This is a genomic window from Gordonibacter sp. RACS_AR68 (assembly GCF_030418485.1).
Classification (GTDB): Bacteria; Actinomycetota; Coriobacteriia; order Coriobacteriales; family Eggerthellaceae; genus Gordonibacter; species Gordonibacter urolithinfaciens.
In genome coordinates this window covers 899740-925303 of the sequence record NZ_JAIPUP010000001.1, presented here as the reverse complement: position 1 = coordinate 925303, position 25564 = coordinate 899740, and the positions used below count along the sequence as shown (strand labels likewise).

22 protein-coding genes are annotated in these 25564 nt (G+C 66.3%); 12 read left to right on the top strand and 10 right to left on the bottom strand.

What is annotated here, in order from left to right:
- The first annotated feature begins 29 nt into the window (after positions 1-29).
- The 3 genes from K9U15_RS03955 to K9U15_RS03945 all read left to right on the top strand — a co-directional run bounded on the left by K9U15_RS03955 (position 30) and on the right by K9U15_RS03945 (position 2324).
- Positions 30-1442, top strand: a complete 1413-nt coding sequence (locus tag K9U15_RS03955; RefSeq protein WP_096228585.1) for an aldehyde dehydrogenase — start codon at positions 30-32, stop codon at positions 1440-1442.
- A gap of 266 nt (positions 1443-1708) precedes the next feature.
- The gene (locus K9U15_RS03950) at positions 1709-2017 is read left to right on the top strand and encodes a type II toxin-antitoxin system Phd/YefM family antitoxin (RefSeq protein ID WP_096227222.1); all 309 of its coding nucleotides are present in this window, start codon (positions 1709-1711) and stop codon (positions 2015-2017) included.
- Positions 2004-2324: a type II toxin-antitoxin system RelE/ParE family toxin gene (locus tag K9U15_RS03945; protein ID WP_096227223.1), complete on the top strand. Its 321-nt coding sequence runs from the start codon at positions 2004-2006 to the stop codon at positions 2322-2324. The genes K9U15_RS03950 and K9U15_RS03945 overlap by 14 nt, the downstream gene beginning before the upstream one ends.
- Positions 2325-2369: 45 nt before the next feature.
- On the opposite strand, the gene K9U15_RS03940 is transcribed toward K9U15_RS03945, so the two are convergent.
- A complete protein-coding gene (locus K9U15_RS03940) occupies positions 2370-3179 on the bottom strand; it encodes a MerR family transcriptional regulator (protein ID WP_096227224.1) in 810 nt (269 codons plus the stop codon).
- Between the two features lie 491 nt (positions 3180-3670).
- Between K9U15_RS03940 and K9U15_RS03935 the strand changes: the two genes are divergently transcribed.
- Positions 3671-4546: a C39 family peptidase gene (locus K9U15_RS03935; RefSeq protein ID WP_301155630.1), complete on the top strand. Its 876-nt coding sequence runs from the start codon at positions 3671-3673 to the stop codon at positions 4544-4546.
- 61 nt (positions 4547-4607) lie between these two features.
- Here the strand turns inward: K9U15_RS03935 and aguA are convergent, their stop codons facing one another.
- The 3 genes from aguA to ptcA all read right to left on the bottom strand — a co-directional run bounded on the left by aguA (position 4608) and on the right by ptcA (position 8590).
- Entirely contained in the window at positions 4608-5723 is a 1116-nt protein-coding gene (aguA, locus tag K9U15_RS03930; RefSeq protein WP_096227226.1) for an agmatine deiminase, read from the bottom strand.
- A gap of 161 nt (positions 5724-5884) precedes the next feature.
- Positions 5885-7387, bottom strand: a complete 1503-nt coding sequence (locus tag K9U15_RS03925) for an APC family permease (RefSeq protein ID WP_301155629.1) — start codon at positions 7385-7387, stop codon at positions 5885-5887.
- Between the two features lie 171 nt (positions 7388-7558).
- Complete coding sequence (ptcA, locus tag K9U15_RS03920; RefSeq protein WP_096227228.1) at positions 7559-8590, bottom strand: putrescine carbamoyltransferase; 1032 nt, start codon at positions 8588-8590, stop codon at positions 7559-7561.
- A 324-nt stretch (positions 8591-8914) separates the two neighbouring features.
- Between ptcA and K9U15_RS03915 the strand changes: the two genes are divergently transcribed.
- The 8 genes from K9U15_RS03915 (at position 8915) to K9U15_RS03880 (ending at position 19658) form a co-directional block, all read left to right on the top strand.
- A complete protein-coding gene (locus K9U15_RS03915) occupies positions 8915-9574 on the top strand; it encodes a GNAT family N-acetyltransferase (protein WP_096227229.1) in 660 nt (219 codons plus the stop codon).
- Positions 9575-9591: 17 nt separating this feature from the next.
- The gene (locus K9U15_RS03910; protein ID WP_096227230.1) at positions 9592-10431 is read left to right on the top strand and encodes a MerR family transcriptional regulator; all 840 of its coding nucleotides are present in this window, start codon (positions 9592-9594) and stop codon (positions 10429-10431) included.
- Positions 10432-10920: 489 nt separating this feature from the next.
- Positions 10921-12207, top strand: a complete 1287-nt coding sequence (locus K9U15_RS03905) for an MFS transporter (RefSeq protein WP_301155628.1) — start codon at positions 10921-10923, stop codon at positions 12205-12207.
- A 171-nt stretch (positions 12208-12378) separates the two neighbouring features.
- Positions 12379-13710, top strand: a complete 1332-nt coding sequence (locus K9U15_RS03900; protein ID WP_231897345.1) for an SDR family NAD(P)-dependent oxidoreductase — start codon at positions 12379-12381, stop codon at positions 13708-13710.
- 233 nt (positions 13711-13943) lie between these two features.
- Positions 13944-16196, top strand: coding sequence for a molybdopterin-dependent oxidoreductase (locus K9U15_RS03895; RefSeq protein WP_301155627.1), 2253 nt, complete (start codon positions 13944-13946; stop codon positions 16194-16196).
- 3 nt (positions 16197-16199) lie between these two features.
- Positions 16200-16544: an oxidoreductase gene (locus K9U15_RS03890; protein ID WP_096227233.1), complete on the top strand. Its 345-nt coding sequence runs from the start codon at positions 16200-16202 to the stop codon at positions 16542-16544.
- Between the two features lie 78 nt (positions 16545-16622).
- The gene (locus K9U15_RS03885) at positions 16623-17852 is read left to right on the top strand and encodes an MFS transporter (protein WP_087191388.1); all 1230 of its coding nucleotides are present in this window, start codon (positions 16623-16625) and stop codon (positions 17850-17852) included.
- Positions 17853-18158: 306 nt separating this feature from the next.
- Positions 18159-19658 (top strand): helix-turn-helix transcriptional regulator, encoded by a 1500-nt coding sequence (locus K9U15_RS03880; RefSeq protein ID WP_301155626.1) that lies wholly within the window; start codon positions 18159-18161, stop codon positions 19656-19658.
- A gap of 78 nt (positions 19659-19736) precedes the next feature.
- Here the strand turns inward: K9U15_RS03880 and K9U15_RS03875 are convergent, their stop codons facing one another.
- From K9U15_RS03875 to K9U15_RS03850, 6 genes are all read right to left on the bottom strand, one after another.
- Complete coding sequence (locus K9U15_RS03875; protein ID WP_123673776.1) at positions 19737-20627, bottom strand: histidine phosphatase family protein; 891 nt, start codon at positions 20625-20627, stop codon at positions 19737-19739.
- Positions 20624-21091, bottom strand: coding sequence for a YbaK/EbsC family protein (locus K9U15_RS03870; RefSeq protein ID WP_087191384.1), 468 nt, complete (start codon positions 21089-21091; stop codon positions 20624-20626). The genes K9U15_RS03875 and K9U15_RS03870 overlap by 4 nt, the downstream gene beginning before the upstream one ends.
- A gap of 375 nt (positions 21092-21466) precedes the next feature.
- On the bottom strand, positions 21467-22243 hold the full coding sequence (locus tag K9U15_RS03865; RefSeq protein ID WP_096227236.1) for an amino acid ABC transporter ATP-binding protein: 777 nt from the start codon (positions 22241-22243) through the stop codon (positions 21467-21469).
- An 87-nt stretch (positions 22244-22330) separates the two neighbouring features.
- A complete protein-coding gene (locus K9U15_RS03860) occupies positions 22331-22984 on the bottom strand; it encodes an amino acid ABC transporter permease (protein ID WP_096227237.1) in 654 nt (217 codons plus the stop codon).
- A gap of 186 nt (positions 22985-23170) precedes the next feature.
- Complete coding sequence (locus tag K9U15_RS03855; protein WP_096227238.1) at positions 23171-24013, bottom strand: transporter substrate-binding domain-containing protein; 843 nt, start codon at positions 24011-24013, stop codon at positions 23171-23173.
- A 189-nt stretch (positions 24014-24202) separates the two neighbouring features.
- Positions 24203-25558, bottom strand: a complete 1356-nt coding sequence (locus tag K9U15_RS03850; RefSeq protein WP_096227239.1) for a cytochrome c biogenesis protein CcdA — start codon at positions 25556-25558, stop codon at positions 24203-24205.
- Positions 25559-25564: the final 6 nt, after the last annotated feature.

The window sequence follows — 25564 nt, the reverse complement described above, 5'->3', positions numbered from 1 at the left end:
CCTACGAAGGTAACGAGAAAGGCACGAGCATGACCAACATCCCCACCTTCGCAAGCCTCGCCGACGTGGAAGCCGCCGCGCAGCGGATGCGCGCCTTCTTCCAGACGGGCGCCACGCTGCAGGTTGACTACCGCCGCGAGGCGCTCGTGAAGCTGAAGGCCTACCTCAAGGCCAACGAGGCGCGCATCCTGGAGGCGCTGCACGCCGATCTGGGAAAAGCCGCGTTCGAGGGCTACGCTACCGAGCTCGGCCTCGTCTACGACGAGATCAACACGTGCGTGAGGCACCTGTCCAAGTGGGCGCGCCCGCGCCGGGTGCCCACGCCGCTCGTGCACTTCCACTCTACGTCGAAGGTGTACCCGAGCCCGCTGGGCGTCGTGCTGGTGCTCTCGCCGTGGAACTACCCCGTGCAGCTGGCGCTCGTGCCGATGGTGGACGCCATCGCGGCCGGCAACTGCGTGGCGCTCAAGCCCTCGCGCACCTCGAAGGCCACGAGCGAGCTTCTGATCGATATCCTGGCGAACGTGTTCCCGCCCGAATTCGTATGCGGCTTCCCCGGTTCCGGCGCCATGAACGACTGGCTGCTGGACGTGCGCTGGGACCAGATCTTCTTCACCGGCAGCCCGGGCGTGGGCCGCACCATCATGGAGGCGGCGGCGAAGCACCTCACGCCCGTGGTGCTGGAACTGGGCGGGAAGAGCCCCTGCATCGTGGACGAGACCGCCAACGTGAAGCGCGCAGCCCAACGCGTGGCCTGGGGCAAGGGCATCAACTCAGGGCAGACGTGCGTGGCGCCCGACTACCTCCTCGTGCACGAGAACGTCGTGGACGATTTCGTGTCGCAGCTCGACGCGTGCTTCCATCAGTACTACGGGCAGGACATCCTGGCGTGCGAGCAGTGGCCGCACATGATCTCGCAGCGCCACTTCGAGCGCGTTATGGGACTCATCGAGCGACGCAATCCGAACGCGACGGTGGCGTTCGGCGGCCACGGCGACCCCGAGACGCTGCGCATCGAGCCCACGTGCCTGCGGGGCGTGACGCTCGACGACCCCATCATGGGCGAGGAGATATTCGGGCCGGTGCTGCCCGTGCTCACGTACCGCTCGCTCGACCAGGCCTTCGACATCGTGCGCGCCTTCGAGAAACCGCTCGCCTGCTACGTGTTCTCCGACGACAAGCAGGTGCAGCACCGCGTGCTCACGCGCCTGCCCTTCGGCGGCGCCACGGTGAACGACGTGGTGATCCACCTGGCGAACAACCACATGGGCTTCGGCGGCGTGGGCAACTCCGGCATGGGCGCCTACCACGGCAAGGTGGGCTTCGACTGCTTCACCCACTACAAGTCCACGCTCAAGAAGGGCACGTGGCTGGAGATGCCCATCCGCAACCCGCCTTTTGACGATACGAAGATGAAGCTGCTGAAGATGCTGATGAAATAGGGGGCGTGGGCACCCTGCCGGTCGGCGCCCCGCCCGTGCAGCGCTTCTCGCACACTTCGCGAAAGCTCGGCGTGCTGCACGGGCGGGGCGCCGACCGGCAGGGTGGTGGACTCTTTCGCAGGGGGTCAAGCTGCGTGCTCTGCGTCACTGGGGAGCGGGTTGCGGGCTGTTCGGGTGGGGGGTCCACCGGTAAGACGATGCGTGCTTGCTGGCAGTCTTTTATTATGTTATAAATAAGTTACTTATTTATAACAAGGAGGACGTCCATGAGCATGCAGGCTGCACTGCCTCAGATACGGCCCATCAGCGACTTGCGAACACGGTTGAACGATATCGAGAGTCTGGCGCGCGAGACGCGCGAGCCCATCATCATGACGAAAAACGGCGCGGCCTCGCTCGTCGTCATCGACAGCGAGGCCTACGACGAGCACTTGCGCCATGAGCGCGCCGTGCGCAAGCTACGCGAAGCGGAGATCGAGGAGAAATATCGGCCGGCCGCCATTCCCTTCGACGAAGTGAAGACGCGCGTTGACAAGCTCATCGAATCGGCGGAGCAACTTCATGCGCGAGATTGAGTTCAGGCCGCGCGCAAGCGCCGACCTCGACGGCATTCTCGCTTACATCGCGCTCACGTTGAAGTCGCCGCAAGCTGCGCGCGACACCGCCAACGCGATCTTCGCCGCCATCGAGCGCGCGACCGAGATGCCGGAGCTCGGCCAGCCGTTCTTCGACGAGGACCTCGAGCATCCGGCCTACCGGCGCAAGCTCGTGAAGCGCTACTGGGTGTACTACACGTGCACGGACGACACGCTCACTGTGCGCCGCATCTTCCACACGACGCAGGACACCGACTGCTACGGGTTCGAGCTGCTCGACGACTAGAGCGCAAGCCGGGGCGCGGCGGCCGTTCCGCGCCCCGGCCACACGCTACCTCTTCTCGATGGGAACCTGGATCTCGGTGAGCCACTGGGACTCGTCGGCGCAGTTCCATATGCCGTCGATGTAACTCTCGCGGGCGAGGCCGGACGCGCGGTAGCCGTTCTGCTCGATCCAGTCCATGGCGAACGCGTAGGCGCGCGGCAGGTCGGCGTAGGAACCGCGGTGCATCACGGACGCAACGGTGACCGCCGGCGCCTCCTCGAACACGATGCCGTCCGACTCCACGCCGTACTCCTCCACGGCCTCGCTGTACTTGATGGTGATGTCGCGCTCCTTGTACTCGCCGTCGAGGTACGTGATGAAGCAGTACTCGGGCGTGGCGCACTTGAGGTTCGGGTTGGCCTCCTTCACGGCGCGGCCGAGGGCGGGAATCACCTCGAAGTACGCGGAGAAGTCGGGCACGGTCATGGTCTTGGAGAACACGATGCAGCTGGGCAGGTCCTTGATGGTGGCTTGATAGTTCATGGAAAACCCCTTTCCTTCGTCTGAGAGCATGAATGCGATACGCGCGAGGCGTTCCTGGCGCGCGGCGAGTTCCCGCTCGACGAGCTCACGGCGTCGTGCGAGGATGGGACGCGGGTCGGCGCCGCCCTCGATGGCGGCTACCTCGTCCACCGACAGGCCCGCCTGCCGCAGCGCCTGGATGCGGTGCAGGTCGACGAGCTGGGACGTGGTGTACAGGCGGTAGCCCGTCGCGCCGTCCACGGCAGCCGGGCGCAGAAGCCCGATGCGGTCGTAGTGGTGCAGCGTCTTGATGGTGGTCTTGCCCATCTTCGAGAACTCTCCGATGTAGAACATGGTTCTCACCTCCTTCTCATCGCATTCAACAGCCTCCTGCACGGGGAGGGTCAAGGGGTGTTTTCAAAAAATCTCGCACAGGATGCGAAGCAGCAGTCCCGATGCGACAACGCAAGGGTAGCAAACGCACCTCCCTTCTTGCGCGGGCCTATCGAAAATCTGGAGGTTATGCGGCAAGCAGAGAAACGACGCCGGGGGGGAGTGCAAGATAGCGCGGGCTGCCCAAAGCGCGTGCGCAGGGCGGGCTGCACCTAGGGCGCACATGCAGGGCGGCTCGGGCCGCTCCTCGGGGCGCGCCCGCGCCTGATCCACGAAATTGAGGAGATTCCGCGGCCGGCGAAACAGTTCGGCTTCCTCGCGCGTGTTCTTGGTAACGGCTCGGTAACCGAGGAGCCGTGATGGTGCGCATGCAGGTTCGCCCGTTCTTTCAGCTTGCTTTCAAGTTCGGGCGCTAACCTCGGCACCAAAGGAAACCGCTCGAAGGGGCACCTATGCCGTACCGACCGACCCGTCGCCAGAATACCTTCCCCGGCACCACGCCGTACCGGCGCCGCCCCTGCGTCGAAGGCGCCCGCCGTTCCCGGCCGCTGTTCGCGCAGAGCCGCGTGGCGCGGGCGGGAAGCGTCCTGGCACGTTGCAAGGCGGCCCTCGCCTGCTTCGGCGCTGCGGCTCTCGTGCTGGCCCTTGCGCTCGCCCTGCCGCCCACGACCTCGCCTTCGGCGGCGGCCGACGTGGACCTCGAGGCGCGGGCCGCCGCCGAAGCCGCCCAGCTGCAGGCCGCCGCCGAGCTCCCGCGCAGCGCGTCCCTTGACGTGCCGGCCCTGCAGCAGTACCCCGAGCTCCCCACCGGCTGCGAGTCGGTAGCGCTCACGAACGCGCTTCTGGCCTGCGGCTTCGTCCTTCAGAAGACCGAGATGGCCCAGGAGTGGCTGCCCACGAGCGCCGACGACTTCGTGCACGCCTTCATGGGCGATCCCTCCTCCCCCAACGGGCACTCCTGCATGGCCCCCGCCATCGCGGACGCGGCGTCGGCCTACCTGGCCGCCCACGGGTCCAGCCTCGAGGCAACCGACCTGACAGGTGCGGCCTTCCGCGACGTGCTCGCCCAGGCGGCCGCCGGCAACCCCGTCGTCGTATGGTGCACCATTGGCCTGGACGAGCCCGGCGCGTGCTACCGCACCGCGCAGGAAGAAGGCCGCACGTACCGCCTTGTCACGAACAGCCATTGCGTGGTGGTGCGCGGCTACGACCTGGACGCCGGCACCGTGCTGGTCAGCGACTCCCTGGCCGGCCAGGTTTCCTATCCCCTGGCCACGTTCGCCGCCCGCTACTACGCCCTGGGCGCGCAGGCCGTGGTGCTGCGGTAAAGGCGCCGACCCCGCCTGTACGAGTCAGACGGGGTCGGCCGGGCGCTTCTAGCTGCGGAACCTACCTGCGGGCGGGCTCCTGCTGGGTGATGCAGTGGATGTTGCCGCCGCCGTAGGCTATCTCGCGGGTGGGCACCCCCACGATCTCGCGGTCGGGGAACATGGCCTGCACCTGCTCGCGGGCCAACTCATCGTACTCGTCGCCGTACTGCGGGAAGATGATGGCGCCGTTCACGATGAGGAAGTTCATGTACGAGGCGATGGCGTAATCGTCGGTCGTGCGCGGCAGCGTGCCCTCCACCACGTCGATGGCGTCCACCTCCTCCTGCGACATATAGGTGGGAACCTTCGGCATGGTGAGCTTGTGCACCTTCAGCTGGCGGCCCTTCGCGTCGGTGGCCTGCGACAGCGTGTCGTAGGCGGCATGGGCGGCCTCGTAGAACGGGTTGTCCTCGTCGTCGGTCCAGATGCAGGCCACCTCGCCGGGGCGGACGAAGCACGCCACGTCGTCGATGTGGCCGTTCGTCTCGTCGGGGTCGATGCCGTCCTTGATCCAGATGATCTTCTCCACGTTCAGGTACTCGCGCAGATAGCCCTCGATGTCCTCCTTCGAGAGCTCCGGGTTGCGGCCCGGCGACAGCAGGCACATCTCCGTGGTCATGACGGTGCCCTCGCCGTCCACGTGGATGGAGCCGCCCTCCAGCACGAACGTGTCGGGGCGGTAGCGCACGGCGCGCGCGAGGTCGGCCACCTTCACGCCCACCAGCGCGTCCTGGTCCCAGGGGAAGTAAAGGCCGTCGTACAGGCCGCCCCAGGCATTGAAGTGCCAGTGCACCGCGCGCACGTCGCCGTCGTCGTTTTTCACGAACGTGGGGCCGCAGTCGCGGATCCACGAGTCGTCCGAGGTCATCTCGATGACCATGACGTTGTCATCCTCGGACATCTCGAAGCGGGCGGCCTCGTAGTCCTCGGGCTTCGCACCGATGATCACGGGCTCGAAGCGGGCGATGGCGCGCGCCACCTCGGCGAACGCCTTCTGCGCGGGCTTTGCGCCGTCGCGCCAGTTGTCGGGACGGTGCGGCCAGAGCATCCAGATGCGCTCCTGCGGCTCGAACTCGCCGGGCATGCGGTAGCCGTCCTGCCTCGGGGTGGACTGCTCTTCGTAAATGGTTTCCATAGGTCAGGTCCTTTCGAACGTCGTTACAACATAGCAGGTGCGGGGCGGGGCGCCACACCCAGGCGAGAGCCGCGCCTTGGGAGCCGCGTCCCTCGCCGAGGCAGGGCGCCCGCGCGAGTGGCGTGCGCCTGCGCGGCGGAGCGCCCCGCAAGGCCGGCGCGCTACACCAGATCGCGCGGCTCGCGGCCGATGAGCATGTCCTCCTCCATGGCGACCTCCTCGGAGGGGGGCTCCTCCTCGAAGCTGTGCGCCACGTCGTAGGCGAACGGATCGCCGTGCGTGCCCATGCCGCCGTAGTGGTCGTCGCGCCCGCGGGCCGACCACACGCGCACGATCTCGCCGAGGATGACGAACGCTATCACGCCGATGAGCATGGGTATCTTCGACATCTCGGCCTCGGAGCCGTTCAGCGGCACGATGGTGGCGATGATGGACAGCACGAGCAGCACCACGGGCAGCCACGTTACCACCAGCAGCACGCCGCGCCCGCCCGGCACCTTGAACACGCGGTTCGCGGCCGGATCGACCGAGCGCAGCTTCAAAAACGCCGGGAACATGGGAATGTAGCTGATCAGCAGGAACACGATGTTCATGGAGAAGAAGATCCAGAAGAAGCCGTCGAAGCCGGCCAGCTCCATCACGGGCGACAGCAGCACGAGCACGCTGGCCACGATGCCGTTGACGATGGCCGCGCCGGTGGGCATCTGGTTCTTCTTGCTCTCGTGCGCGAACACATGCGGCATGTTCTGCTTGCGTGCGGCGTGCTCGGCCACGAAGTTCACGCCGAACGACCAGCTGACCATGTTGCCGAACAGCGTGATGAGGAACACGATGCCCACCACGACGAACAGCACGCTGCCCACGCCGGCCATGATGCCCACCGCGTCCATGATGCCGGAGTCGAGCGAGATGTCGAGCGCCGGGATGGCCGCCGCGATGCCGAACGAGCTGAACAGGTACAGCGCCGCGATGGCAATGCCGCCGGCGATGATGGCCTTCGGAATCTGCTTGCTGGGGTTCTCCATGGAGCCCACGTAGGTGGTTATGACCTCGAAGCCCATGAAGTTGAACAGGATGATGGACAGGTACGTGAGGCTGTTCGAGTCGAGCGACGGCAGGAACGTGGCCGGCGCCATGTCGTTCGCGAAGCCGTAGTTCACGGCGTACCAGATGCCCAAGCCGCCCACCACCACGGCGATGCCCACCTTGAGCACGGCCGCCAGGTTGAGGATCCACGCCGAGTCCGACACCTTCGAGAAGCTGAGGAACACGACGATCCAGATGAACGCCAGCTCTATGACGAGCGACGGCACCAGCCCTATCTCCATGCCCGTGATCATGGCGATGGTCTCGGGGAAGAGGAACGCGAGCGAGGCCATCCACAGCGGGAAGTTGATCCAGTAGTACCAGCTCACGCGGCTGCCCCATTTGTCGCCGAACGCACGGCGCACCCAGTCGTACAGACCGCCCTCGTCGTCGTAGGTGGTGCCGAGCTCGCTCACCACCAGGCCGTACGGCAGCAGGAATGCGACAATGAGGAATATCCACCAGAAGAACTGCGAGTTGCCGATAGCGGCGGCCGGCGCCGCCGCCTCCGCCACGAACACGACCGTGATGACCGACAGGATCGCGTCGATAAGGCGGAATTTCTTGTTCTTTGCCATAGGTTTCCTTCTTTCACGCACAGGTTTGCGTAGTCAGTCAGCGAGGGCAGCCGCGATGCTTCAGATTCGTGGAATGGCGCGGGCGGCGCGTGCTTCGGTACGCGAGCCCGCGTCATCGCGCGAGGATCGGGCGCCGCGGCTGCCCGCAGCATCGACTCGTTCCGAGGGCCGTCAGGCCGTCGGAACCCCTTGCTTCCCAAGGCCCTCCAGCAGGTAGTTCAGCTGCTCGCGAGCGTCATCGGCCTCGGGTTCGTCGACCTTCGCCTGCGGGCAGAACCACGCCAGCAGGCCGCGGATGGAGTGCTTGCGGTTCTCGGCCTCGTCCCAGCAGATGGACTGCGCACCGTCGATGACCTCGTCGGTGACCTCCTCGCCGCGCGAGGCGGGCAGGCAGTGCATGAACTTGGCGTCCGGGGCGGCCATCGCCATGAGCTCTTCGGTCACCTGGTACGTCGGGTAGAAGATGGCCATGCGCTCGTCCTTCGACAGCTCCTTGTCGTACAGGCCGTACCACACGTCGGTGTACACGAAGTCGGCGTCCTTCATGGCCTCCTCGCGGTTGTCGGTGACGGTGACGCTGCCGCCGGACTCCTCGCAGTTCTTGCGGCCGATCTCAAGCAGGTCCTCGCGGATCTGGTGCCCCTCGGGGCCGTACTGCACGAAGTCCATGCCCATCTTCGAGCAGATGAACATCTCGGACACGCACACCTGGGTGGCGTCGCCCACGAACACCATCTTGCAGTTCTCGATGCGCTTGCCCTCGGGCAAGTGCTCGATCATGGTGAGGAGGTCGCCCATCTCCTGTGTGGGGTGGTTGTAGTCGGACATGCCGTTGATCACAGGCACCTGCGAGTACTTCGCCAGCTCGACGAGGTCCTCGTGACGGTCGACACGCGCCATGATGACGTCGAGGAGGCGCCCCATCACGCGCGCGGAGTCCTCGATGGTCTCGTGGCCGCCCAGCTGGATGGTGCCGGGCGCGTAGAACTGCGCATCGCCGCCGAGGTCGGCCATGGCGCCCTCGAACGACAGGCGCGTGCGGGTTGACACCTGCTGGAAGATCATGCCGAGCGCCTTGTGCCTCAACAGTTCGGGAAAGTAGCCGGCCTTCACGCAGCGCTTGAGCACGCGGGAAAGCTCTATCATGTCGAGCAGCTGGTCCTTGGTGAAATCGTTGGTGTCGAGAAAATCTTTGGCAGTCATAGCGACGGGCCTCCTTCAAGCCGAATGGTCTAGAGAGAACGGGAACGATTCTGCCGGACGGCGCACCGCCTCCCGGGGAGCCAGCCCCGTTTGCAACACCGCCGTTGCCGCGCAATCAACCAACCGTTGCGCAGGCGGGAACGCGCGCAAAGCGCGACGTCGGATGGGCGGTCGGTCCGACAAAAGAAGCGGTGCTGCCGGATTGCAGCACGGCCGCGCCATGGGTGTCGGTATGGAGGCGCTGTGCAGCGCGGCTCGACAGGGACGGGAAGTCATGCGAGAATCGAGGGCGAACCGAAACCGAATCGCGACAAAGGATCGATCATGAACCTGCCCGGACTCGACACCCTGCGCCCCGAGCAAACCGACGAGCTTGACGCCCTCGCCCAGATGGTGGGCACGTGCTTCCTCGAGGAGATGTGGTACGTCACCTGGCTCGACGTGCCCGGCATGAGCGATGAGCGCAAGCTGGCCGTCACGCAAGCCGCCATCCGGTCGGACTATGCCGTCACCGCGCCGTACCAGTGCGTCTATGCGCTGCCCGACCATGCAGGGGCCGCGAACGTCTACCTGCGCAGCGAGCTTCCCGAAGGCGGCTGGGAGCGGCTGGAGGGGAAGTCGGCGCTGCTCATGGCCGCCACGCTCACGCCTGAGGAAGGTGCGGTCCTCGGGCCGCGCGCCGAAGCGATGGACCTCGCCTCCTCCACCAGCTGGCCGCTCGAGCGCGCACGGGCCGACGAGGATTTCATCTACTTCATCTCGGCCGGCGTCGATCCTGCCCGCCGCGGCACGGGCGCGTTCCGCCGCCTGTTCACGCCGTTTCTGGACGAGGCCGATCGGCGCGGCTTGCGCTGCTACCTCGATTGCTACACCGACCGCCTCGAGCAGATCTACGGCCACTTCGGCTTCGAGACGGTCGAGCGCCGAGGCGCGCCGGGATTCGACCTGGTGGAGCGCTGCATGGTGCGCGCGCCGCGCCCATAGCCGGGGGGGGGCGTCCTGTGAAGTCGAGCGAGATTGCGAAGCTGGCCGGTTGCACGGTGCGCACGCTGCGCCACTACCACGCCATCGGCCTTCTGCCCGAGCCGCCGCGCGGTCAGAACGGCTACCGCGACTACGGCGCGGAGGACCTCGCGCGCGTGCTGCGCGTGAAACGGCTCGCGTCGCTCGGGTTCTCGCTCGACCGCATCGGCGAGGTGCTCGAGCAGATGGACGCGAGCCCCGCCCACGCGGCCGGCGCGGGTGCCGACGACGCCCTCGACGAGCTCGACCGCGAGCTGGCCGCCCAGATCGAGCGCCTAGAGGAGCAGCGCCGCACGATCGCGCTGCTGAAGGCCGAGCGGCTCGACCCCGACCTACCGGTGCGGTTCGCGCAAGCGGTGCGGACGCTCATCGACTACAAAGAGGGAGCCATCACCAGCGGCGAGCGCGAAGCCCTGCTCATCACGGGGCATCTCTACACCGAGTCCGACACCGCCGAGCTCGAGCGCGTGATGGAGAAAATCCACCAACTCGGCTTGTTCGGGGAGATGAAGGCGATGAGCGATCGGTTCGACAAGCTGCCCGCCGATACGCCACGCGAGGAGCTCGACCAGCTCGTCGAGGAAGCGCTGGATATGATCGGCCCGTTCATCGACTGCCTCGATTCCGCCAACTGGGAAGACGTGACCAATCCGGAAGACATCGAGCTGGAACGCTTCGTCGACGAGCTTATGCGCAAGGGTCTGAACCCCGCTCAACTCTATGCGGAAGATCGCCTGGAAGAGGAGATGAAATCCCGCATCCTCGCCCGCAAAGAAGGCCAACGGTCCCACGTGCTGAAAAGCGACCCTTTACTGTAAAGGGTCGCTTTAACGGCAAAGGGCGCCTACCCACAATTGGACTCCGGCCGGACGCGGTTCTTCGCGTTTTCGGGGTCTCGGATGCACAGAAATCACCGCGGTGAAGCTCGCAAGGAGCGTTTGCCCATCCTTGCCTTTCCCGACCAGGGGAAACGCTCTTGCGAAAGCCGCGAGTGCACGCGCGGGAGCACTGAAACCCGCCAAAACGCTTCACAGCGGTGATTACTGTGACTCGGAGAGGGGCTTTCGACGAAGGGCCGTCCTCGGCGATCGTCATCGGGGGAGCGGGCGTCATCCCACGGGCGAAGATGGCGAAGCCGCACGGGATCTTTCGATTCGCTAACGACAGCCTCAAGGTGTTCCCCGTAGGCGAGTCTTCGTTCGCTCGCAAGCGCGGACCTCCCTCATAATTCCACCACAGCTCGCTTGACCCCGACGCAACGTCGTAGTTTTTACTTCCTTTCTGACGGAAACGGAAAGGAACCTCCCATGCACACGAACCCGCACCCGACCCGCATCGCGCCGCGCTTTTTGGCATCGAACGCGCTCTCGCTCCTCGGCAACTCCATCGCCGCGGTGGCGCTGCCGCTCATCCTGCTGGCCACCACCGGCGACGCGCTGGCCGCCGGCACGCTCGCGCTCATCTGCGCCGTGCCGCAGATGGTCATCGGTATCGTGGGCGGCGCGGCCCTCGATCGCTTCAACCGTCGCGACATCTCCATCCTGTCCGACCTCGTCTCTGCGGCGAGCGTCGCGCTCATCCCCGTGGTCGATATGCTGTGGGGCCTCGACTTCGGCTGGTTCGTGGCGCTCGGCCTGCTGGGAGCCATCGGCGACATCCCCGGCATGACGGCGCGCGACGCCCTGCTGCCCGCCGTGGTGGCCCGCGACAAGGCCGACCTGCAGCGTTTCATGGGCCTCACCCAGTCGCTCGACTCGCTCACCACCATCGTGGGGCCGGCCGTCGCGGCGTTCCTCATCGGCACGGTGGGCGGCGTGACGTCGCTGTGGTTCACGGCCGCACTGTCGTTCGCAGCCGCCGTCGTCACCTGCACGGTGCCGCGCTCGGTGGGCGCGGAGGGCCTGCGTCGGGACGGAGGTGCGTCGGAGGGCCGCAGCGCCGTGGCGTCCGCGCTCGACGCCCTGCGCACCGGCGCGCGCGTGCTCTTCCGCACCGACGGCGTGCTCACGGCCTCCACGCTGCTCTCCTTCGGCATCATCATGGTGATGGGATCGTTCCAGGGGCTCGTGCTGCCGGTGCACTTCACCGAGCTCGGCCGGCCGGAGCTTCTGGGCTACGTGCTGTCGGCCATGTCGCTGGGCCTCTTGGCCAGCTCGCTCGGCTACGCCGCCCTCGCGCCGCGCCTCGCGCGCCGCACGTGGTACCTGCTCTCGCTCGCGGGCATGGCGGCCGGCGTGGCGGTGCTCGGCACGCTGCCCGACTTCCCCGTCATGCTGCTCGGCGCGGTGCTCCTGGGCGTGAGCGCCGGGCCCGCCTCGGCGCTCCTCGGGTTCTTCATGCTCGACCGCATCCCCGAGCAGGACCGCGGCAGCGCGCTCGGCACGCAGAACTCGCTCGTGGTGGTGGCGGCGCCCATGGCCGTGTTCGCCACCTCGGCAGCTGTGACGGCCTTCGGCGAGGCGCCGGCCGCTTACGGCCTGGTGGCGTGCTGGTTCGTCATCACCGTGCTCGCCGTGGGCGCGAAGGGCATGCGGCGCCTCGACGAGGCGTCCCCTTCCGCAGCCGAGGCAGAGGCGCCCAGCGCGCAAGCCTGACCCGCGCACCGAGCATTTCGCGGCGGTGGCGCGCGCGTCGCGCCTTCGCAACGCCCAGCCGACGTCCGGAACGGACCGGCTGGGCGCTTTTATGATGCGAGGGCAAACGTCCGGACGCCGGGCAGGCCGCGGCATGCGGCTCCCGCCGCCCTGATCGAAAGGAGCACCACTATGTCCCAAACCGCTTTGGTAACCGGCGCGACGAGCGGCATCGGCGAATCCCTGTGCCTGCTGTTCGCCAGCGACGGATACGATCTCGTAACCGTAGCCCGCGACGAGGAGGCTCTCGAGAAGCAGGCCGAGGAGCTGCGCATCCTCGGCGTCGACGTGCTGCCCGTAGCCTGCGACCTGTCCGACCCGGATTCCGCGCGCACCATCTTCAAGCGCGTATGCAAGGCGGGCAAGGATATCGACATCCTTGTGAACGACGCGGGGTACAGCCCCGCCGGCCAGTTCTCGGACCTGCCAGTCGCGGACATCCGCGCCATGATCCAGGTGAGCGTCACGAGCCTGGCCGAGCTCACGCGCGTGTTCCTGCAGCCCATGCTCGAACGCGGCCACGGCCGCATCCTCAACATGAGCTCCATGATGGCGAAGACCCCCTGCCCCTACAACGCGCTCTACGGCGCCGCCAAGGTGTTCGTGCTGTCGTTCTCCACCGCGCTCGCCCGCGAGCTGCGCGGCACGGGCGTGAGCGTGACCACCGCCTGCCCCGGCGCCACGCGCACGAACTTCGCGAAGAACGCCGGGATCCAGAACGCGCCCGCTTGGAAGTACTTCTCCATGGACGCCGACGAGACGGCCATCCGCGTGTACCGTGCGCTCATGCGCGGCGAGCTGTGCGCCGTGACCGGCTGGTACAACAAGGTGGGGGCCGTCTCCGTGCGCTTCATGCCCATGGGCGTGCAGCTCTCCGCCGGCGAATGGCTCATGGGCAAGCGGAAGCACCCGCTTGACCACGAGGGAACCGAGGCTTCCGGCACACGCAACGGCAAGGGCAAGGAGCAGGGCGAAGGCAAGGACGGCCGCGATGGAAGCGACGGCAAGAAGAAGGCGGAGCAGCGGGAAGGCGGCGCATCCGGAAAGGGCGGCAAGCGCTACGAGCGCAAGCACCCGCTCGGACGCGACGGCAAGCGCGGCTTCTACCGCGGCGGCGATTCCGGAACCGACCACGAGCCCGAGCCATGGCCCGAGACGGCGCGCCCGCAGGATCCCTGCGGAGGAGGCCGCGGCTGGCGCGCGGCCACGCTCGGGTGCGCGATGTTCCGCCAGCACGGCTCGTCCGCAGCCCACGGAGCATCGGATGGGCGGCGCGAGCAAAACGGGCAGGGAGCGCAAGCGCGCCAAGGCCGCCAAGAGGCTCAGCAGGCGCAGGACCCGCAGCGCGGGCAGGCGCGCGGCAAGGGCTTCCATCCCGCCTCCGGACACCACCACGGCCCCACCCGCGACGGGCTGCCCGCGAGCCTCGGCCGCTTCGCCTGGCACGGCCCCTTCGCCAAGTAGACGCATCTGACCTGCACGTTCAAGAACATCTGCCCTCCTCATACCGATGGTATGAGGAGGGCAGACATACATAAATCACCTCTCGAAACCCCTCTTTACGCCCCGCACCCGATTTTCCGCCACGCGCCGCTGTGGGATGGTGTGCCCGAAGGCTTCGGCCTGGCGCATCCCGCCTCGGGCGGACGCCGAGCCCGAAGCCGCAGGCATGGGGAGACGGAAGGAGAGGGAGTGTGATGGCAGAGAAAAAAGACTACACCACCGTCGAGCACAAGAAGCCTTATCGCTACGAAGAAGACGGGCTCCACGTGACCAGGGGGTGCGGCTGGTCGGCACCGGGATGCCACCTGGGGTGCGGGGTCCTGCTGTACACCGATGACGACGGCAAGCTCGTCAAAGTGGAGGGAGATCCGGAGAACCCCTTCAACCAGGGACGCCTGTGCGTCCGCTGTCTCGACCTGCCCGAGGTCGTCTATTCCCCGGACCGCATCCTGCATCCCCTGAAGCGCGACCCCGAGAATCGCGGCAAGAACCAGTGGGAGCAAATAGGCTGGGACGAGGCGCTCGACGAGATCGCCGGGAAGATCCTTGCCGCCAAGGAGGAATACGGCCCGGAATCCGTGGCGTTCTACTCCGGCACCGGCCGTGACATCGGGCAGTACATCACGCGTTTGTGCTGGGGGTTCAACAGCCCCAACTTCGTGTTCATGATGTCGGGGCAGTCGTGCTATTCGCCCCGCGTCGCCGGCTGCTTCTCCACCTCGGGGTCGTTTTGGGTCGGCGACTACGCGCAGCAGTTCCCCGACCGCTACGACAACCCGCAGTGGGAGCGTCCCGACCTCATCGTCATATGGGGCAACAATCCCGTCGTCTCGAATTCCGACGGCCTGTACGGGCACTGGGTCGTGGACTGCATGAAGCGGGGCACGAAGGCCATCGTCGTCGATCCTCGCCTCACCTGGCTCGCCGCGCGGGCCGAGCTCTTCCTGCAGATCCGTCCCGGCACCGACGGCGCGCTGGCCCTCGGCATGGTGAACTACCTTGTGGAGAACAACCTGTACGACCGCGAGTTCGTGGACCTGTGGTGCTACGGCTTCGAGGAGCTGGCGGAACGCGCGCGGGACTACCCGCTTGACGAGGTCGCCGAGATCACGGAGATCCCGGCAGAGGAGATAGCCGCCGCAGCCCGTCGCATCGGAGCGGCCGAGCGGGCCATCCTCCAGTGGGGCGTGGCCATCGACCAGATCAAGGAAACCATCCCCACGGCGCAGGCCGTGCTCTCCCTGTTCGAGATTACCGGCAACATCGGCAAGCCCGGCACGATGCAGCAGCCTGCGAGCATCCTCAACTACGCCGCCGGCTGGGGCTCCGAGTTCCTCACGCCGGAGCAGGAGGCGAAGCGCATCGGACAGGAGGCCCACCCGCTCATCAAGATGGGCTTCCAGGAATGCGTGACCGACGACTACATCAGGTGCCTGGAAACGGGCGAACCCTATCCCATCAAGGTCGCCTGGATGCAGACCACCAACCCGCTGGCCTGCACCGGCGTCGATGCGAAGCGCACCCTCGCCGCGCATATGAACATCGACACCATCGTGTGCGTCGACCTGTTCATGACGCCGACGGCCATGGCGCTGGCCGACTACTTTCTGCCCGCCTGCACGTACGCGGAGCGCAACGGCCTGCGCATCGGCGATGGGGCGCAGCGCGCCGAGACCATCAACAAGGCCATAGAGCCCCTGGGCGAGTCGAGGTCCGACATGCAGATCACCCTGGACATCGGCAAGCGCATCTCGCCTGAAGCCTGGCCATGGGAAACCGTGGAGGATATGTACTCCGATATCCTGGAGGAGACGGGGCATTCCTTCGAGGAGATGCAGGAGCTGGCACCCGGCTACCCGCCGTTCGACTACCGCATGCACGAGAAGGGCCTGCTGCGCACCGACGGCAACCCCGGTTTCCAGACCGCAACCGGGCGCATCGAGCTGTGGAGCACCCTGTACAACTCCCTGGGCCTCGACCCGCTCCCCTCGTACGAGGAGCCCGTTCCCAGCCCCCGGTCGACACCGGAGCTCGCCGAGGAATACCCGCTCGTGCTCACCACGGGCGCCCGCGTTTGGAGCATGTTCCACTCGGAGCACCGCCAGATACCGCGCCTGCGCGCCCTTCATCCCGAGCCGCTCGTGTACGTCAACCCGAACACGGCTGCGCGGCACGGCGTGAAAGACGGGGACTGGGTGTGGCTGGAGAACCAGCACGGACGCTGCAAGCGCCAGGTCTGCGGGACCCCCATCGTGAACGAGCGCACCGTGAGCACCGACCACGCCTGGTGGCGCCCGGAGGCGCCCTGCGAGCTGGACGAGGGGCTCTACGACCTGTGGGACCTCACCGTGGAGAACCTCCTGCCCTACGACTGCGGCACCTCCGGCTTCGGCGCGAACTACAAGAACACCATCTGCAAGATGTATCCGGCAGGGGAAGGAGAATAGGCAATGGGAGCAAAAGGATTGCTCGTCGATTACGAGTGGTGCTCGGGCTGCCACACCTGCGAGGTGGCCTGCCAGCTTGAGCATGGCTACCCGAGCGACCAGTGGGGCATCAAGGTGCACGAGGTGGGCCCGTGGGAATACGCCCCGAAGACGTGGCAGTACAGCTATCTGCCCGCGCCCACCGACCAGTGCGACCTGTGCGCCGGCCGCGTTGCGAAGGGGCATGAGCCCACCTGCGTGAAGCATTGCCAGGCGCAGGTTCTGAAGTACGGGGACCTCGAGGACTTGGCAAAGGAGCTTGCCCGCAAGCCGAAGCAGACCCTGTTCTCCTGCGAGGCGGAGAACTAAACCAACGATGCTCGTGCCGGCGCCCGACACGAGGGGAAACGACCGCGAGGCGCCGGCACCATCAAGAAAGGGGACACAATGAGTAAGAAAAACCGGGCATGGATTCCCGTATGGGCCATCATCATAGCCAGCGTGCTCATCGCGTTCGAGTACGGCAAGGTGCCGCCCGCCGCACCCAACATGATGGAGGTGCTCGGCATCTCCTACACCACCCAGGGCCTCATGATGACGATGTTCTCCATCGCGGCCGTGGTCATGGCGCTGTTCGGCGGCGCGCTCATGGACCGCTTCGGCGCGCGCAAGGTGGTGAGCATCGCCCTGCTCGTCTCCATCGTGGGCAACGTCGCAGGCCTGTTCTGGACCAGCGACTTGGGAATTCTCGTAACCCGTGCGCTCGAGGGCTGCGGGTACGGAGCGGCCATGACCGCCGGGCCGGGCATCATCGCCATGTGGTACGAGCCGAAGAAGCGCGGCCTCGCCAACGGCGTGTGGGGCGCGAACGTCGGCTTCGCCATGATGATCGTAACGCTTTCCGCCACCCCCATCATGGAGAACGGCAACTGGACCGGCATGTGGGTGTTCGGCCTCATCGGCGCCGTGCTGGCATTCCTGCTGGTGGTCGTATGCGTGAAGGCCCCCGCCGAATCCGAGCGCAAGGATCTGGAGGAGTCTGCCGGCGTCAAGGAAGATCCCGAGAAGCACGGGGTCCTGTGGGGCTACCTTGCACCGCTGTCCCTCCTAAGCGCCGTCATGTTCTTCCTCGTCGGCGGTTCGACCGACGCGTTCAACTCCTTCACCATCCCGTTCCTGAGCGTCGAGAACGGCTGGACCGAGGGCGCGGCGAACCTGTGCGCGACCATCGCGGCCGCCGGCATGCTGGTCGGCGGCACGGCCATGGGCCTGGTCCTCGCACGGACGAAGGACAAGGGCCTGCTGCTGTTCGTTGACATGCTGGTGTGCGCAATCGGCCTCTTCCTGTGGTTCAACCTGGACATCGGCGTGGTGGGAACGTACGTCATCGCCTTCGTCCTCGGGTGCTTCCTCGGGGCGGCCCCGACCGTCTTCTTCGCAATGGCCCCCGAAGTCGCGCGCTCGCCGAAGACGGTGGGCGCCGCAACCGCCGTCGTGGTGCTTGGACAGAACGGCGGCACGCTGGCGGTACCCGCGATCGTCGGCATGATCCTCGACAGCGCCGGCTACGGAGCGGCGGCTATGACCATGGGCGCGCTGTCCCTTGCGGCATGCGCGATCTGCCTTCTCGTGTTCCGCCGCATCTACAATAAGAGCATCCGCAGCACGCGCGAATAGCGACAGGCCGCATACGCACGTTAAAACGGTGGGCGTCGGTTTCGGCCGGCGCCCACCTCGAGGATTCGAGATGGGGTACCGTTGTGAGGGAACATTGCTTTCCGTGCCGTAACTGCGGGAAATGCCATCCCCCTTACCGCCAGGGGTTGTGCCCTGTTTGCCTGGGCATGAGCAGGAGCGGTGCGAAGACCTGCGAAATCTGCGGCTTCGTATTCCCCGAACCGCCGGGGGTGAAAGGAGGCTTGGGCAGCCTTCGCCGCACTGCGCAGCATGACGAGGTTTAGCCGAGACCACAGGAGAAGACCGTTGACTGCTCAAGAGAGGCAACTGCTCCCCGCTACCAAGAGCGCCGCGCCGGCCGAGGGCGACGCCCGCGACCTGCTCATCGGCAACAGCTCGAGACGCGTGATCTTGGGCATCGTCGCGCTGGCCGCCTACTGGGCCTGGATCTTCTCGATATTCCACGCGAACGTGCTGAACCCGTTCGCCACGGCGGATTTCAGCGCCTACCTTCTGCTCTGCGTGATCGTTGCGGGTGCCTCTGCGCTCAGCATGGTCGTCTTCGCTTTGGCCGGCTGGTACCTGCAGCACGTGGTCGACCGCCTTTGGTTCGGAATCGGCGTCGCCCTGCTGTCGATTTTGGCGGAGGTTCCGGCATTTCTGGGGCAGATGGGAAGCGAGCTCGGTTTCCTGCAGGCAGGCATGCTCTTCGCCCTCGGGGGGCTTGCGTCCTCGTTCGTCTATCTGAAGACCGGTCCCTTCTTCGTATGGCTGCGGCGCGCCAAGCTCATGCGCAGCATTGCGCTCGCATTCCTGCTGGCCTCGCTTTTGTATGTTCTGCCGCTGTTCATGGACCCCGTCGTGGGCATCGTCATGATAGCCTCCTTCCCTGCCGTCTCCGTCGCGTGCTCGCACTTGGCGGGCAAGGGCATCGGCCCTAAACGGCTCGAAGATGCCGCGTCCTACCGAGCCTACCTCGAGGCGGTACTCGATCGGTTCCGGGAGTTCGTCCCCACGTTGCCGCGCACCCTCCTGTACACGCTCGTATTCGGCGTGACCTCCTATACCGTGCTCAGCCTTGCCGTGGGGAACGGGCTGGTGGTGGTGATTGCCGCCTCGATCGCCGTATCGTCTTTGGCGTTCGCGGTGTACGTGCTGTCGAAGAAGGTGGAGGCCGACTCCGACCTGTACCGCATGCTCCTGCTTCCGCTCATCGCCCTGGCGGTGCTGCCGTTTCCCTACGTGCCGGAGATGCTGAAGGTCTTCTTCCTGGCGCTGATCATCTTCGGGTTCACCTGCTACGATGCCATTACCTGGGGCGATTTGGCCGACGAGATAAGCGACCGCCAGCTGCCCGTGTACGCGTCGTACGCGCCTCCCACCATCGGCAATTTCGCGGGTATCTTCATCGGGTGGTCGGTCGGGGCGCTGCTGTACGCCGGGCTGGGAAAGGCGGGGTTCGACACCGGGTACGCCATCTTCTCTATCATCATCGTGATCGCCCTGGTCATGCTGCTGGTGTGGGACCTCGTGAAAAGCCGCAAGGAGGAGTCCGGCGAGCCGCAGGCGGACGCGTTTTTGGACAAGTGGAAGGCAGCGTGCGCCGAGATTGCGGAGGCGTACGAGCTGACCAACCAGGAGACGCGGATCCACACGATGCTGGCGCGCGGGCGAAACCAGCACTATATTGCGGAAGAGCTGGTCATATCGCCGCACACCATAAAGACCCACACCTACCATATCTACAAGAAGCTGGACGTGCATTCGCAGCAGGAATTGATCGACATGGTGGAGGCCAAGCTGTAAGGGGCACGGGGTGAGGCAGGGGGACGGGGATGACGTCTCATTCGCGAGCGAATGAGACGTCATCCCCGTCCCCCTGCCTCACCGCTGCCAGTCCGTGGAGCCTATCTCGGCCAGGGAGAACGCATGGCCGTCGTAGCCGATGCGCGTGACGCTGGCGTTGGGGATCTTCGCCGGGTCGTTCACGCGGGCAGGATCCAGCAGGTACACCAGCGTGCGCACCACGAACGAGTGCGTGACCACGAGCGCGTTGCCGCCGCCGGCCAAGCGCACGGCCTCGCCGGCCTCGGCGAAGAAGCCGGACAGGCGGCGCTCGATGGCGTCGAAGCGCTCGGCGCGCCCCGACGTGTCGGCGCGCGCGAGTACGTCGGCCACCTCGGGCAGGCGGCGGTTATGCTCCTCGAAGCTCAATTCCGCGCCGAACCCGCCGGCAAGCGCCGCCCGCAGCTGCTCGCCCGGCTCTCCCTCCAGGTCGCCGTAGCACCACTCGCGCAGGCGCGGATCGTGTGCCAGGGGAAACGGCGTCTCGACGCAGAGCAGGGGATGCAGCGCGCCGTACTCGATGGCCGACGAGGGGCCGTTCGGGACGCAGGTGGGCGGGAAGGTCTCGGGCGGTGCGTACGACTCGCCGCGCTGCGCGGCCCGCGCGCCCAGCAGCGCATCGAGCGTCTGCACGGCCCGCCCGCTGTCGCTGGAGAACGCGGCGGTGAAGTCGACGCCGGCCAGACCGCGGCCGAGTGCCTCGGCGGCGCGCACGCCCTCGTCCGTGAGCGGCGTGTCGCACCAACCCTGCACCTTGCCCATGACATTGAACAACGTCTGGCCGTGGCGCACCACGTAGAACGTCACGGGCGCCCCGTCCGCGCCGAAGCGGGCCGCAGGAAGCAGGCCGGCCGCACGGGGCGCAGATCTCCCGGCGGCGCCTTCCGCATGCCGCTCGTCGGCACGCGCGGCACCGTCCTGTCCCGTCATGGCAGCTTGCACACGTCGACCCACGTGCAGGGCTCGGCGCAGCGCTCGAGCTCGTCGGGCGAGAGGCGCACGGCGCTCGCCGCGCTGCCGGCCGCCGGGTACACCGTGTCGAAGCGGCGCAGCGACTCATCCAAGAACACGTCCACGCCCTCGTTCACCGCGAACGGGCACACCCCGCCCACGCCGTGGCCGATGAGCGGCTCGGCCTCGTCGGCGGCGAGCATCTTCGCCTTGCACCCGAACTGCGCCTTGTACTTGGGGTTGTCGATGCGCGCGTCGCCCGCGGCCACCACGAGCGCGACGCGGTCGCCCACATGGAACGACAGCGTCTTCGCGATGCGCGCCGGCTCGCACCCCACGGCCTGCGCGGCCAGCTCGACGGTGGCGCTCGACGTCTCGAACTCGAGCACGCGTGCCTCCATGCCCCGCTCGCGCAAATACGCCTTCACCCTGTCGATAGCCATCGTCTCTCCCCGCTTTCCGGATAGGTTACGCCACCAGTATAGCGCGGCATCCCGCAATGCGGCGAAGGGCGCGCCCGTGAATCGGCAGCGCGCCGCTCCGCCGGTGCCCAATCGCCTCTACTCTGCCCTCGTTTCGCGCTGTGGACAAAAAGCCCGAGTTTTCTTTATCCTGATGCGTAGATGATCGATCCGCCAAGTTTATCATCAGGTGTTATGCAGACGCTGAACGCGCGCTTCCCCGATTCCCGTCCGAAATCTTGAGAATACTCCCCGTTTCTGCCCATGACCCTTTCAATCATAGGCAATAAGCGGGGAGCCTCATCTCCCGACGCTCGAACCTCGAAGCCGCCGTCGCGCCACGGGGCGAGAGAGCCCCTACTCCCCTTCGTACTTCGCCAGGAACGCACGGGTGCGCTGGTGCCGAGGGCTGTTGATGACCTGCTCGGCGGGACCCTCCTCCACTATCACGCCGCCGTCCATGAACACGATGTGGTCGGCTACGTCGCGCGCGAAGCTCATCTCGTGCGTCACGATCACCATGGTCATGCGCTCGGCGGCCAAATCGCGGATGACCTTCAGCACGTCCTTGGTGAGCTCCGGGTCGAGCGCGCTCGTGGGCTCGTCGAAGAACAGGACGTCGGGGTCGAGCGCGAGCGCGCGGGCGATGGCCACGCGCTGCTGCATGCCGCCCGACAGCTCGCAGGGCACCTTGTTCTCCGTGCCCGCCAGCCCCATCTTCGCCAGCAGGGCGCGCGCATGCTCCATGACCTCGTCTTTCGGGCGCCGCTGCACGTGCAGCGGCGCGTCGGTCACGTTCTTCAGCACCGTGTAGTGCGGGAACAGGTTGAAGTTCTGGAACACCAGGCCGAAGCGCGTCTTGGCCTCCTTGAGCGCGGCCTTGCCCGCGTAGACGGCGCGGCCGTCCGCGTCCTCCTCGGCCACCACCAGGTCGCCGTAGGCCAGGCGCCCGCCGTCCAGCGTCTCCAGCAGCGTGCAGCAGCGCAGAAGCGTGGACTTGCCGCCGCCCGACGGCCCGATCACGGCCACGACCTCGCCCCGGCGCACCGAGAGCGAGATATCCTTCAGCACCGGCGTGCCGCCGAAGCTCTTCCTCGCGTGCTCCAAGAGCACGAGCGGCTGTTCGCTTGTCACAACTTCCAGCTCCTTCCAGGTCCGCCAAAGTCAGCGAGGGCTTCCGCAGCGTCGGCCGTTCCGCTGTTCGTCAGAGCGGCGGGACCATCAGTCATGGTAGTAGTTCAGCTTCTTCTCGATGCGCGTGAGCACGATCTCCACAACGAAGTTGAACACCCAGTAGATCACGCCGGCAATCACGTAGGGAAGCATGCTCACCTGCGAGGCGGCGATGGCCTTCGCCTGGCTGAACATCTCCATGATGCCGAGCACGAACGCGAGCGACGTATCCTTCACCAGCGTGATGATCTCGTTGCTCATGGCAGGCAGGATACGCTTGACCACCTGGGGAAGCACGATCTTCATGAACGTCTGGAACTTCGAGTAGCCCAGCACCTCGGCCGCCTCGTACTGCCCGCGCGGGATGGACTGGATGCCGCCGCGGTAGATCTCGCCGAAATAGGCCGCATAGTTCACGATGAAGCCCACGCTGCAAGCGATGTACTTCCAGTCGTTGCCCATCTGCATGCCGAAAAGGTAGTACGGCCCGAACATGAGCGCCATGAGCTGCAGCATGAGCGGCGTGCCGCGCATGACCGAGATGTAGAAGCGGGTGACGAGCGCAAGCGGCTTGAACCTGCTCATACGGCAGAACGCCACCACGATGCCGAGGGGCAGCGCTCCCACGAGCGTGGTCAGGAATATCTGGATCGTGAACACCAGCCCCGATCCCAGCAGTTCCAACATGGTTGCGAATTCCATGTCCGGCCTTTCTCAATCATCACAGGTCCATCAAAGTCAGCGAGAAGCGCTGACGTGCCCCGGATTGCCCCGTTTCGCGGCCGAGCGTGCTTGTGCACGTGAGGGCAAGCGAAAAAGGGGCAAGGCGGGGTGCGTCAGCGCTTCGCAGCGTCGAGCAGTTTCGGCGGCCGGCGGGCCGCCGAAACGCTACAGAACCCAGTTGTCGTAGGTGATGCCCTGGTCGGCGTACTTCTCGCACAGCTGCTTGACGGTGCCATCCTCGTCGAGAGCCTTGAGAGCATCGGTAACCTGCTTGGCCAGGTCGGAGTCGCCCTTCTTGAAGCCCACGGCGTAGTGCTCGGTGGACAGCGGCTCGTCCATCTGCACGTAGGCGCCGGACTTGGCAGCCATCTGGAACGCCGCGATGGACAGGTCGCACGCCACGGCGTCCACCATGCCGGATTCGAGCTGCATGAACGCGTTGTTGTAGTCGCCGATGGTCTGCAGCTCCTTGAACGTAGCGGCGAGCGCGGCCTGGCCGCCCTCTTCCTCGTTCTCCAGCACGTCGAGCGCCGCGGAGTCAACCTGCGTCATGACCACCTTGCCGTTCAGGTCTTCGAGCGTCTTGATGCCGCTGTCGGCCTTCGCAACCACCACCTGCTCGTTCAGCATGTACGGCTCGGAGAACGTGTAGCCGTCCTCGCGACCCTCCATGGTGAAGCCGTTCCAGATGCAGTTGATGGAGCCGCTGCCCAGCAGCGCGTCCTTCGCATCCCAATCGATAGGCTCCAGCTTCAGCTCCCAGCCCATCTTCTCGCACACGGCCTTCGCCAGGTCCAGATCGAAACCGGTGAACTGGCCGTCATCGCCCACGTAGCCGTAGGGCGGGTAGCTCTGGTCGAAGCCCACCGTGAGCGTGAACGGGGCGTCGCCCGCGTTGCCCTCGTCGCTCTTCTGCGCGTCGCCGCCGCCCGAACAGCCGGCCAGCATGACGGCAGCCAGTGCAAGCGTCGCCGCGGCAACGACGATGCCCTTGAGTTTCTTCTTCATAGGTCGTTCCTCCCATGTCCCTGCGGCCCGACGCACGCCTCCCCTGGCTGCGCGCCCCTCGACCGCTTTTCTACTTTACTGCGCTAAAGCGTTGCAGGCAGTATAGCACAGCTCCCGGGAAGGGGAAGAGCCCGAGAATGGGAATGCGCGGGAATGCGTCGCGCCAACCCGGCGGGCGGCGCGCGAACGCTACTTCCGCACGCCGGAAATGGTCTGGTCGACGATATTGTCCATGACGTCGGCGGTGAGCATTCCTGCCGCGTAGCCGAACACGTAGCCGTCCTTGTCGATCATGAACGTGGTGGGGAACGAGCTCACGCCGAACGACGAGAACAGCTGCCCCGTGGTGTCCATGAGCACGGGATACGTGATGCCGTACTCGTCGATGAACGCCTCGACCTCGTCCACGCCCACGTCGCTGTTCTGCGGATGCTCGGACGTCTTGGGGTTCGCCACGCCCAGCACCACCACCTCACTCGCGTTCTCGCCGCGGTCGCGGTACAGCGCCTCGATGTCGGGTATCTCGCGCTGGCACGGCCCGCACCAGGTGGCGAAGAAATTCAGGAACACTGTCTTGCCGCGGTAGTCGGACAGCCGGTGCTCCGTCCCGTCCTGGTCGACCAGCACGAGGTCGGCGTTCGGGGCCATCCTCATGCCGTCCTTGGAGGCCGCGCCCGCGTCGGCCGAACCGCCCCCGGACGGCCTGTCCGACCCGGAAGCGCCATCGGAGGGGCCGCCCCCATCGGGGCCGCCGCCGTTCTCGGCGTCGGCCGCGCCCTGGTCGGCCGGCTGCTCCTGGGCCGCCGGCGCGGCGCCGAAGCTCGACAGGTAGCTGGTCACGCCGTTCATCCACCCGGTCACGGTCATCACGCCCATGACGATGAGCAGCGCGCCGCCCACTTTCACCGTGTACTTCACCACGTTGCCGTGCGTGCGGAAGAACCGCAGCACCTCGCCCGTGAACAGGCCCACCGCCAAGAACGGCAGCACGAACCCGACCGTGTACACGCCCACGAGCGCGAAGCCCGTCGCAGCCGACGCGCTGGACGACGCCATGAGCAGCACGCTGGCCAGCACCGGGCCCACGCACGGCGTCCACGCGAAGCTGAACGTGAAGCCCAGCACGAGCGCCACCAGCGGGTTCATGGCGAAGCGCCCCAAGTTGAACGGCAGGCGGTGCTCCGTCTCGATGACGCGCGTCTTGCCGAAGGCGCCCAGCATGTACAAGCCGAACGCCGCCATGACGATGCCCGCAACCACCGAGAACACGCGCTGGTTGCCCGTGAAGAACTGGCCGAGCGCCGTGAACCCGAAGCCCAGCAGGAAGAAGGCGAAGCTGACGCCGACGACGAAGAACAGCGTGTTCACCAGCACCTTCTTGCGCGGGTACTCGATGGTGCCGTCGTCGCCCTCCTTTGCCGCGCCGCCGGCGAGGTAGCCCACGTACAGCGGGATGAGCGGTAGCACGCAGGGCGAGAAGAAGCTCAACAGGCCCTGGATGAACACGGTGAGCGCCGGAACGCTCGTTTCAAGCGAGAAACCCATGATTGC